Origin of the sequence: Klebsiella sp. CN_Kp113, assembly GCF_040064585.1 — a bacterium.
In the GTDB taxonomy this organism is placed as follows: domain Bacteria; phylum Pseudomonadota; class Gammaproteobacteria; order Enterobacterales; family Enterobacteriaceae; genus Klebsiella; species Klebsiella michiganensis.
In genome coordinates this window covers 280,739-291,337 of record NZ_JBEAID010000023.1, presented here as the reverse complement: position 1 = coordinate 291,337, position 10,599 = coordinate 280,739, and the positions used below count along the sequence as shown (strand labels likewise).

10 protein-coding genes are annotated in these 10,599 nt (G+C 56.0%); 6 read left to right on the top strand and 4 right to left on the bottom strand.

Going from position 1 to position 10,599, the window contains the following annotated elements:
- Positions 1 to 178 precede the first annotated feature (178 nt).
- From ABLV30_RS16540 to celB, 3 genes are read right to left on the bottom strand one after another with little or no spacing between them, the layout of a single operon-like run.
- Positions 179 to 1,636, bottom strand: a complete 1,458-nt coding sequence (locus ABLV30_RS16540; protein WP_348865630.1) for a leucyl aminopeptidase family protein — start codon at positions 1,634 to 1,636, stop codon at positions 179 to 181.
- A gap of 3 nt (positions 1,637 to 1,639) precedes the next feature.
- Positions 1,640 to 2,593, bottom strand: a complete 954-nt coding sequence (locus ABLV30_RS16535) for a N(4)-(beta-N-acetylglucosaminyl)-L-asparaginase (RefSeq protein ID WP_009652191.1) — start codon at positions 2,591 to 2,593, stop codon at positions 1,640 to 1,642.
- Positions 2,594 to 2,597: 4 nt separating this feature from the next.
- On the bottom strand, positions 2,598 to 3,917 hold the full coding sequence (gene celB, locus ABLV30_RS16530; RefSeq protein ID WP_049070524.1) for a PTS cellobiose transporter subunit IIC: 1,320 nt from the start codon (positions 3,915 to 3,917) through the stop codon (positions 2,598 to 2,600).
- 153 nt (positions 3,918 to 4,070) lie between these two features.
- Here celB and ABLV30_RS16525 point away from each other — a divergent pair, with 153 nt between their 5' ends.
- Positions 4,071 to 4,892, top strand: a complete 822-nt coding sequence (locus ABLV30_RS16525; RefSeq protein WP_265800007.1) for an XRE family transcriptional regulator — start codon at positions 4,071 to 4,073, stop codon at positions 4,890 to 4,892.
- A 111-nt stretch (positions 4,893 to 5,003) separates the two neighbouring features.
- Here ABLV30_RS16525 and ABLV30_RS16520 read toward each other — a convergent pair whose 3' ends face one another.
- Positions 5,004 to 5,333 carry an NIPSNAP family protein gene (locus ABLV30_RS16520; protein ID WP_348865629.1) on the bottom strand — a complete coding sequence of 110 codons (330 nt, stop codon included), beginning with the start codon at positions 5,331 to 5,333 and terminating at the stop codon, positions 5,004 to 5,006.
- A 289-nt stretch (positions 5,334 to 5,622) separates the two neighbouring features.
- Between ABLV30_RS16520 and ABLV30_RS16515 the strand changes: the two genes are divergently transcribed.
- The 5 genes from ABLV30_RS16515 to ABLV30_RS16495 all read left to right on the top strand — a co-directional run bounded on the left by ABLV30_RS16515 (position 5,623) and on the right by ABLV30_RS16495 (position 10,161).
- The gene (locus ABLV30_RS16515; protein ID WP_064405027.1) at positions 5,623 to 6,432 is read left to right on the top strand and encodes an ABC transporter ATP-binding protein; all 810 of its coding nucleotides are present in this window, start codon (positions 5,623 to 5,625) and stop codon (positions 6,430 to 6,432) included.
- 24 nt (positions 6,433 to 6,456) lie between these two features.
- The gene (locus ABLV30_RS16510; RefSeq protein WP_049084083.1) at positions 6,457 to 7,413 is read left to right on the top strand and encodes an ABC transporter substrate-binding protein; all 957 of its coding nucleotides are present in this window, start codon (positions 6,457 to 6,459) and stop codon (positions 7,411 to 7,413) included.
- A complete protein-coding gene (locus ABLV30_RS16505; protein WP_265800003.1) occupies positions 7,410 to 8,417 on the top strand; it encodes an iron ABC transporter permease in 1,008 nt (335 codons plus the stop codon). The genes ABLV30_RS16510 and ABLV30_RS16505 overlap by 4 nt, the downstream gene beginning before the upstream one ends.
- A gap of 430 nt (positions 8,418 to 8,847) precedes the next feature.
- The gene (locus tag ABLV30_RS16500) at positions 8,848 to 9,354 is read left to right on the top strand and encodes a hypothetical protein (RefSeq protein WP_048252274.1); all 507 of its coding nucleotides are present in this window, start codon (positions 8,848 to 8,850) and stop codon (positions 9,352 to 9,354) included.
- A 330-nt stretch (positions 9,355 to 9,684) separates the two neighbouring features.
- Positions 9,685 to 10,161, top strand: coding sequence for a WbuC family cupin fold metalloprotein (locus tag ABLV30_RS16495; RefSeq protein ID WP_265800001.1), 477 nt, complete (start codon positions 9,685 to 9,687; stop codon positions 10,159 to 10,161).
- Positions 10,162 to 10,599: the final 438 nt, after the last annotated feature.

The following is a 10,599-nucleotide window of genomic DNA, read 5'->3' as shown; positions in this document are numbered from 1 at the left end:
ATTGCTGGTAACCCGTAGCCCGGGTAAGGCGTTTACGCCGCAACCCGGGGAATATTCCGCGACGTGGTATTGCTGTGGCTTCTTCCCGGCTTGCGCTGCGCTTAGCCGGGCTACAGAGTTGCAGATTGCAGGTAACCGTAGCCCGGACAGATGCGCAGCATCGCCTCCGGGGAGGGGGTTAACTCTCGTCGATATCGTCGAGCAGATGCTGAATCAGTAGCGGAATCGGCCGGCCGGAAGCGACGCTTTTACCGCCTTCGCGCCACAGCGCCGTGCCGCTGACGTCGAGATGGGCCCAGGGGATCTCCGGCGGGCAAAAATGGTGCAAAAGCCAGGCGGCGGAGGCGCTGATGGCCGCATTATTGCCGGGCGTATTGCACAGGTCGGCGATTGCGCTTTCGGTCTGCTTCTTCAGCCTGCTATCCAGCGGCAGCGACCAGACCTCATCCCCGCTTTTTATTCCTGCCCGGGTTAACCCCGCCCGCAGCGCGTCGCTTTGCGTCATCAAGCCGCTCAAATCGTAACCCAGCGCCTTAACCACCGCGCCGGTAAGGGTCGCAATATCAATAATATAGTGCGCCTGCGGATGCTGCTGGCTCGCCCAGGCAATGGCATCGGAAAGCACCAGGCGGCCTTCAGCGTCGGTATTATTGATCTCTACCGTCAGGCCATTACAGGCCCGGGCGACGCTGCCCGGCTGCATGGCGGCGGGGCCAATCGCGTTTTCCGCCAGCGCCAGTACGCCCATGACCCGCACCGGTAGCGCCAGCTCGGCGATGCTCAGCATCAGGCCAAGGACGTTGGCCGCGCCGCACATATCGTACTTCATGGTGTACATCCCGGCGCCTTCCTTGAGCCACAGTCCGCCGGTATCAAAGGTGACGCCTTTACCGACGTAGCAGCGAACCGGGCCCTCGCAGACGCCATCATAATGAATCGCCAGCAGGCGCGGCGGGCGTTCAGCGCCTTTACCCACCGCATGCAGCAGGCCGAGCCCTTGTTCGACGATCGCTTTTTCATCCAGAACTTCGCAGCGCAGCGTGGGGATATCCGCGCACAGACGCCGGGCTTCTTCCACCACGTACTGCGGGGTACACTGCTCCGCAGGCAGATCCGCCAGCCGCCGCGCGGCGAGCATGCCGTGCGCCGTGGCCCGTTGACGATGGGCGAGGGTGTTCAGCGCCGACCGCTGTTCGGGTAAGGCATAGAGGGCGAGCTGGCGCAGGCGTGGCCTGGCGGCTTTCACCTGATGCAGGCCCAAATCATCAAGCTGCCAGTCGAGGTTAAACAGTTCGCGCAGCGCTTTGGTTAAAGCGCCGCTGCTCTCTTCCAGCGAAGCGTCGAGGATAAGCGTTTCGCTCACCGGCTTTTTGCATAGCGGCCGCAGCGCCTCGGCCAGGCCATCGTTCAGCGTATCCCTCCACAGCGGTCGCGGAATGAGGGTGATGCGGGCGAAGGGGGAGCAGCCGAAGCGGGTATCCGCCACCTCGCCGCGGGCGGCCTGTTCCACCATTTCCGCGAGCAGGGGAACGGGATTGAGCGGGGCCTGGGCCAGCAGCGTACTGCCGGGCCAGGTCACCAGATGCGCGCCGGTGCAGGCGCTATCCAGTTGATTAATCAGACGATAATCCAGCATGGCTTACTCCTCGATGGGGGCGCGAATGCGTGCGGCATAGGCCTGCATCCATTCGTCGTCCACCGGCCGGTAATGGGTTTTCTCCCGAACGCGCTCGGCGCAGAACACGGTCAGCGGCTGCGTCGCGCTGGCGACGACAAAGGAGAAGGTTTTGATATTGGTGGCGGCGCCGAATTCGCCGCGCCGGTTCATGCACACCACCGAAAGGTCGCCCGCGCGGCCAAAGCGCGACATCAGTTTGTCTTCCAGCTCGCAGACCACCGAGTCCGCCGCCTGCTGCGGCGTCATTCCCTGGGCCATTCGCCGGACGATTTCGTAGCTGGTGCAGCCTTTCATCAGATCTTCACCGACGCCGGTCGCCGTGGCGGCGCCGGTCTCGCTATCGCAGTAGAAACCGGAGCCGATAATCGGCGAATCGCCCAGCCGTCCGCGCTTTTTCATAAACAGGCCGCTGGTGGAGGTGGCAACGCTCATGGAACCCTGTTTATCAAGGCCAATAATGCCCACGGTATCGTGGCCGTCGTAAGGACTGAGACCTTTATCCAGCGTTTCGCGACAGCGCTTCCGGTAATGCTGCATCGCGCGTTCGGTCAGCATCGCTTTGGCGGCGAATCCCTGGCTTATGGCCCACTCTCTGGCGCCCTGGCCGACCAGCAGACTGTTGTAGCGCTGGCGGCTCAGGGCGTGGGCGACTTTCACCGGGTTGGCAATATCCACCAGATTACCCACCGCGCCGAAGGCCAGGGTATCGCCATGCATAAAGGCGGCATCCAGTTCGACCTCGCCGTTTTCCGTCGGCAGGCCGCCGTAGCCCACCGATTTGTACAGCGGAAAATCTTCTACCGCCGCCACCGCATTGACCACGGCGCTGGCGGTATCAGCGCCGGATGCCAGCGCCGCCGCGGCTTCGGTTACGCCTTCCAGCGCCATTCGCCAGGTGGCAATCATTCCCCACATTGGTTTACTCCTGTTTTGCAAGCGTGTTGTCCGTTTCAGCACTGGCGGTGACTTCCGCCGCGCGATACTGCTTATCGACGATGCGCATGAAGGGCAGGTACAGCATGGCGCCAATCAGCAAATTGAGGATCTGCATCACGCTGCCGCTAAGATGCCCGGTGACGATAAAACCGCTGATCACCGGCGGCAGCGTCCAGGGGATAAAGACGCCGGTGGTGACGGCCACCGCGCCGATCTTCATCGCCGCGTACTGCACCGTGACCAGCACCAGCGGCACGAGGTTAAACGGAATCAGCATGATCGGGTTCATGATCACCGGCAGGCCGAAGAGGATGGGTTCGTTGATATTAAAAATGGAGGCGCCGGCGCCGAGGCGGGCAACTTCGCGCATATTTTTGCTGCGGGCGAAAATCAGCATCGCTATCACCAGCGATAGCGTTGCGCCCGCGCCGCCCATCCAGATCATATCGAAGAACTGCTCGGTGATAATGTGCGGCGGGGTGACGCCGGCCTGGATAGCGGCGATGTTGTCGGTCTGATTTTCCATCCACAGCGGACGAATGATGCCGTTGATCATCGAACCGGAGTTAATGCCGACCGACCACAGAATGGTAATGCTGAAAACGGTCATCAGCGCGCCGAAATAGGAGGTACCGTAATGGCGTACCGGCGAGGCGACGACCTCATAAATAAACTGGTGGATGGTGGCGTAGTGCGTGTGCGCAAACCCGATGCGAACCGCCAGGATCAGAATCATCACCAGCAGCGCCGGGATCAGCGCGGCGAAAGACTCCTGCACGGCGGGCGGAACGCCGTCCGGCATCTTAATCACCAGCTTTTTGCGTTTTAGCCAGCAGAAGAGTTCGGTCCACAGCAGCGAACCGATCATGGCGACGAATAAACCTTTGGTGCCGATCCACTCCACGGGGATCACCGTGATGCCGCCGTTTTCTGCGACCTTAATGAACGGCGTGAGGATCAGAAACCCCACCAGCGAGAGGATGCCGCAGGAGATGCGGTCATCGCCGTAGTGCTCCGCCAGACGGTAGGCCACCAGGAAGCTGATAAACAGCGACATTGTGGAAAATACCGCGTTGAACGGGATTTCGATAATTGCGCTCCAGCTCGCGCCGAAGGTGCTGGCCATAAACTGCTGGTAGCTCTGATTGGGGAACGACGAAATCACCAGCAGAATGGAACCGACAATAATAAAAGGCATGAATGAAACGTAGGCGCCGCGAATAGCGCCGAGGTGACGCTGCTGAGCGGTTTTCGCCGCCAGAGGCATCAGTTTGGCTTCAAGAAATCCCAGAACATTGTTCATTGTGAACTCCGTACAAGATCGACAGGGCTGTGTGTGTTATCTATGGCGGATTATGAGAGAAAGCGGTGGGCTGAAAGGTGAAGCGGTTCACATTGTATTCTCTGCAATAATATATATCTCATATGATTAGTTATATTTCCTGTAGAGGATCGTATGGAAATTAAGCTGCACGCTAATGCCACCACCACCCCCAGAACCCGTAAATATCTTCAGGAATCGACGAAAAGCGACCGGGAACTGGCGCAGGAACTGGGGATTTCCATTACTACGGTTCGCCGCTGGCGCAACCGCAGCCAGATTTCCGATAACCACACCACGCCGCATTTGATACACAAAGTACTGAGACAAGAGCAGGAGATTCTCATTAACGCCCTCCGCGATGCGCTGCGCGCCCCGCTGGACGAACTGCTGTTTATGGTGAATGAGGGGCTGGGCATCGCTATTTCCCGCGCCACGCTAAACCGCTATCTGCGTCCTGCCCATGAAGGACGGAAAAATGCCGCGCTGCAGGGGAAAAAATCGTTAAAGGCGGGAATGCGCGCGGATACCCTGACGCTGCACTATCGCCAGCTGGCGCTGTCGATGGACGACGGCGGTGAACATCATCTGCTCTGGGCGCAGGAGCCGATCAGCGGCTGGTGCTTTGGCCGCATCTATAGCGGGATCTCACCCGCGCTGGTCGATAGCTGGCTGACCGAGGCGCTGAACGCCTGTCCGGCGCGTATACAATGTCTTGAGATTTATGCTCATAAAGGCTTTCAGCCCGCGCGCGCGGATCTCTCTTGCCGGACGGTGGCGATGGCGGAGCGCGGAGCGGTACAGCTCAGCGAACGATTAGCCGACGTTATTCCGGCGCTGGATGAACCGGACGCGACGCTGCAGCGGCTGTGCGCGCTGTGGAACCGGGGACGGGCGCAAAAAAAGCTAGGCGACACGACGCCCCAGGGCTTTCTTGAGTCGTTGAATCAGAACTAACGGTGGCGTCGGAGGCAGGCACGGCAGCCGCGTTTTGCCCGGGCCCCAGAATCTCTGTGACAGCAAAAGAGAGCGCGTTTTTTGTTGGGCCACGCCAGCGGCCCTGGAGGGTCAACCGTTTCGCAGGCCATCAATCGCGCTGTCGCTCAGCAGCATAACCGTTTTTACGCTGACGCTGATCCTGTCGATAAAGGCCTGTCGCGGGCCTTCGCGCCAGGCGGGGCTACTGTAGAAGTGCGCCTGGGATGCGTTTAAATGCGTCAGGTCCTCATAGGCCCGGATCAGGTAATAAGCGTCGTTGTCATCAACTGAATTGCCGAAGGAGACGATATCCATTCCGGCGGCGCGATGACAGGGGGCGCTTTGTTCCTTCATTATCCGGTGAAACTCGTTCCCGGTCCCCGGTTTAAGGGTGTAAAGCAAAAACTCTACCGTTTTCATCCTGACGTTTCCTGTTCACATTCACTGAGTTTGCTGCAAGAGAGCACTGTCCGGCTATTAGAACAACTCCCCGTGGTTTTGTCGCTTCTCTTTGGCATGACGGCAGCGTGGGTTGCATTTCTCACTTCTTTTTTGATATGTTATATCATAACATTTTTGGCATTATAAAATATGTGACTATTTACCTTTCTTTTTAAATGATAATGATTATCATCACTACCTGCCGATCAAAATTCAAAAGAGCGCGTGTTTCGCTCATCCACGCTGAAGAGAGAGGGAGAGGCGGCTAATGGAGGAGAGTTTGACAAAGAGTGGAAAAGCCGATGATCCCGTGCTTAGCGTCAATATCGCATCATTGCCGCGGCCCGGCGGCGGGGAAATGCTCTCCGGCATTCATTTCAGCGCCGGTAAAGGAGAGTGTCTGGTCGTCATTGGACCCAACGGCAGCGGGAAAACCACTTTATTACGCGCGATAGATTGCCAACTGCCGTCGCGGGAAGGCGACGTACGGTTATATGGCCGATCCATTGCCGCATTAACCCGGCAGCAGCGAGCCCGGCAGATCGCGGTGCTTGCGCAGAATGATACCCCCGACCTGCGTCTGGCGCTTGAGGATTATGTCGCCCTCGGGCGGATTCCCCACGCCCGGGATATGTCGCGTCGCGAACACGACATCATCGTAACCCGCGCGATTAACGATACGGGATTGCAGAGGCTGCGTAAGCGACCGCTCTCCGCGTTATCCGGTGGTGAGAGACAACGGGCGGCGCTGGCGCGGGTACTGGCCCAGGCGCCAAAACTGCTGCTGCTGGATGAGCCCACCAACCACCTTGATCCCCACGGCAGAGTGGAGCTGCTGTCATTAGTGAAAAGCCAGGGAATCACGGTCGTTGCGGTATTGCACGATCTTTCCCTGATTGACGCCTTTGCCGATCGGGTTTTGCTTTTATCGCAAGGGCGCGCCGTGGCCTGGGATGTGCCGGAGCGCGTGCTTGTTTCACAACGGCTTTACCCGGTCTTCGGCTTGACCAGCTTTACCGTACCGCATCCCATGACCGGGAAGGCGCTGCGGATTTTTGAGGTGCCAGGCTATGCCTGATAAATTACCGGAGGATAACGCAGCATGAATAAATGGTTTGCAGGGACGATGGCGTTTCTTTTTATTTCAGCGGCGAACGCGGCGGATTTTCCCGTCACGATTGACAGCTGCGGAACGCCGGTGACCTTCACTCAGGCGCCGAAAAGGGCGGTCATCCACGACCTTAATATGTCTGAAATGGCTTTTGCTCTCGGGTTGCAGGACCGCATCGTTGGCTTAACCGGCATTACCGGATGGTACAAAATGACCCCGGAATTTAAACATCAGATGAGATCAATTCCCGAGCTGGCGCCGAAATATCCCTCTCTGGAGACGCTGCTGGCGGCAAATCCTGATTTCTTTTTCGCCGGCTGGAATTACGGCATGAAGGTCGGCGGGGAGGTCACGCCTTCCGTGCTCGAAACATACGGCATCAAAACCTTTGTGCTGAGCGAGAGCTGCGTCTTTACCGCCTCTCAGAAACAAAAAGCGAGTATGGACCTGCTGTATAACGATGAGCTGACGCTGGGTAAGATTTTTGGCAAGCAGCAAGAGGCCCGTACGCTGGTCGACGGCTGGAAAAAAACGCTGAATGCGCTGCCTAAGCCGCCGCAGGGCGTGCAGCCATTAAAGGTGTTTGTCTATGATTCCGGCGAAGATAAGCCCTTTACCAGCGGACGGTACGCCATGCCGACCGCGATTATCGAAGCGGCGGGAGGGAAAAACGTGATGGACGACCTGGAGATGAGCTGGGGGACCACCTCCTGGGAGAGCGTGGCGACGGCGGAACCCGATTTTATTATTCTTCTCGATTATCAGACCGGCAGCGGCGCTGATTCGCTGCGCCGTTTCCTCGAAAATCATCCGTTAATGAAACAGACGCCGGCGGTGAAGCGGCAGCGTTATCTGAAGCTGCAATATGCTGAGTTGACGCCCGGCCCGGCGAATATCAACGCGGCCGAAAAGCTGGCTCATGCGATGTATCCTGCGGCCCACCAATGAGCGGGACTCACTATCGCTACTACTGGGCCGCGTGGGGGGCGCTGCCGTTATTAGCCGGCTTGATGCTGCTCAGCGTGGCTAAAGGCAGCGTGCCGCTGTCGCTTACCCAGGTTCTCGGCGCCTTGCGGCTGCTGGATGTGCCGGTTTCGGAGATGATCGGACGTATTGTCATTGATTTGCGTGTGCCAAGAACGCTGCTGGCGGTGCTGGCGGGCGCGGTGCTGGCCATCGTGGGCGGTCTACTACAGACCACCACGCGCAACGATCTGGCCGATCCTTTTTTATTCGGGCTTTCCTCCGGCGCATCGGCGGGAGCGGTACTGGTGATCACCCGATTCGGTGAGCGGCTTGGCGCGCTGACGCTGCCGGTGTCGGCATTCGTTGGCGGCATCTGCTCGGCGGTGGCGGTGATGCTGCTGTTTCATTTTAAAAAGCAGCGTGGCGCAGAGCACCTGGTGATCTGCGGGTTGGCGATCTCCTTTTTATTCGGCGCGCTGACCAGCTATCTGATTTTCTCGGGCGACCAGCGGGCCGCCAGCTCGGTGCTGTTCTGGTCGCTGGGTGGGCTCGGTCTGGCGCGCTGGGATAATTTGCCCTACGCCCTGTTCAGTCTGCTGCTTCTCGGCGCATTCATACTCCTGCGCTGGCGCTCCCTGGATGGCTTACTGGCCGGTGAGCAGACCGCGCAGTCGCTGGGCATCAACGTTACCCGCCTGCGAATGGAGGTGTTTTTCTGCTGCGCGTTAGCAACGTCGCTGCTGGTGGCCCTGACCGGGGCGATTGGCTTTATCGGCCTGATGGTGCCGCATATGTGCCGCTATTTTTCTGGCGTAAAACATCTGCTGCTGCTTCCTTTATGCGGCCTGTGGGGCGCGGTGCTACTGTGCGGCGGCGATATCGTCAGCAGGACGCTGCTGGCTCCGCAGGAGCTGCCTATCGGGATCATTACGGCCGGCATCGGTGGTCTCTTCATTATTATTTTGCTGGCCAGAAACCGTTCATAAACTGAGTCGCGCCGGGTCGCTGCCTGGCGCAGACTTAAACGAAGGGCAAACAAATGCCCGGAAGTCAGCGCGCGCATGCGCTTCGGTTCATGCGCAATTCCCTCATTGGTAGTTTTATCTTTTGATAAATTAATTTTTTCAATGTTATTCGTTAATTATCATCTCTGTCGTAGAGTGATATGCTGCTAATCTCTCTTTAACCGATGCATCGTAAGAAAAATCCTAAAGTAAGCGTGGGGATGAGCGCTGTCTCCGGGCCAGTTAAAATCCCATGGTTTACATTTCGCAGGGATTTTTCTGAAATTCACTCGTCTGGACAATAAATATTAAACAAACTTATAATTCACCCACTTCACTCATGGGTATATCCCCATGGCGGCTATTATACGCATTTCTATAAAGGATGATTGCACTTTCATGAGGGAAAGGAATGTTAACTATTTTCAGCCATAATCATTTTTTTAAGAAAGCCATGCGTCTGAAAATAAACGACATAAAAGCGGTCAGAAAGGCGAATCTGGTCGATTTGTGCTTAACAAAGTACGCATCCAGCAGCTACGCGCAGTTCCATTTTTTGATAAACAGCTTTGAAATGAAAAAGAATTTTGTTTGTTTCCGGGTTGAAGGTAATATTATTTGTTTGATAAACAAAAGGCGCACCGCACATATCGCCAGTATTATCGCCAGAGTGACTGATGGCATCCCCGTGGGAGAGGACATCACGTTAACAGAGAGAGAATTTCAGTATATTTTTATTATGAAATTTACCGTACTGGCAAAAGATTACCCGGAGCTGCTCGGCATTTCGCCCAAGGCCTACAGCAGCTATAAAAGAAGATTAATTGAGAAGTTCGGCTTTAACTCATTTCATGCGCTACTGGCGCTGTCTAATTATTTACACGCTTTTTCGCTGCTCGATAAATTTACGCCGGATTAATTGCTGCACCTGCATGCGTGACTATACCTTTATCTTCGCACTCTCATCTTATTTTTCCGCCTGCCACGACTGTTAAGGAGCGCACTCACAAAGTGTCTCTTTTTCATGTCATCTATCCCATGTCTTGCCTCAAAGGGCGAGCGGGGGACAAAGGAACCCCACCACGATCTGTTCTCGTCATTTCTGGCGCTTTGGGACCGCGGCATCAGCGTCTATAATCCGCACAGCGATGTGTTCCGCGAGCGGCGAAGCTAATCGTCTGTTGAAAATAGCATTAAGCCTTACGACAACCTGATTGCCGTAAGCTGCCCAACTACAATAAAGGCTTATATGAAACAAATGACGTTGAGTGACCTTCGGCAACAAAGCGAACAGGCTGTAGCTTCGCCTCGCTTGCGTGCCCATCGTAATTTCCACCCTGACTTAAGCGATCCGGTGCAACGCCTGGCCGTCGCTATGGAGCCGGGTACCTATGTTCGGCCTCACCGCCACCCGCACACTTTTGAACTGCTGACATCCCTTAGCGGACGTTTTGTGGTGTTGACCTTTGATGATGCTGGCAACGTGACCGAGCGCGTGGTGTTAGGCGAAGAGTGTAAGGTGCTGGAGATGGCGGCGGGTACCTGGCATGCCGTGCAGTCGATGGATAAAGGCGGCGTAATTTTTGAGGTTAAATACGGTGGTTACCAGCCTGTTTCTGAGCAAGACGCGGCCCCGTGGGCGCCAGCTGAAAACGCGCCGGGAACCGCCGAGCTAATGAAGTGGTACGCCCGGGCGCAAGTGGGTGATGGCGGTTTTACCCTGTAATCCAGGCATTGCGCGGGGAGCAGCCCCGCGCCAGCTTCCTTTACCCCCGATACGGATAAGCCGTTCCCGGCGCGTCAGCGGCTTATCAAACTGGTGACAAGCTCCTGGCTCTATTTATTCATAGTATTTATTCATAGTTAAATTTATCCCCTGAAATAGGGCTGGCGATATCCCTTTCACGAAAGTGTTAAACACATCTTAAACCACTATGCTATAATTTTTACGGTCTTTGTAAAGAATCTTCAATAAAGAAATGTGGTCATTTCGGCACTATAATTTATCTGCGGGGAAGGATCGGAATATACTTGTTAATAGCCGATCAGGGGAATCAGTGGCTTTATGAATAAACATTAATGATTGCTTGTATAAATTATAAGCTATTGATTTTTATTGTTTTTAACAAATTGCAATCTTTAATTTATCTAATCATTAGAATTT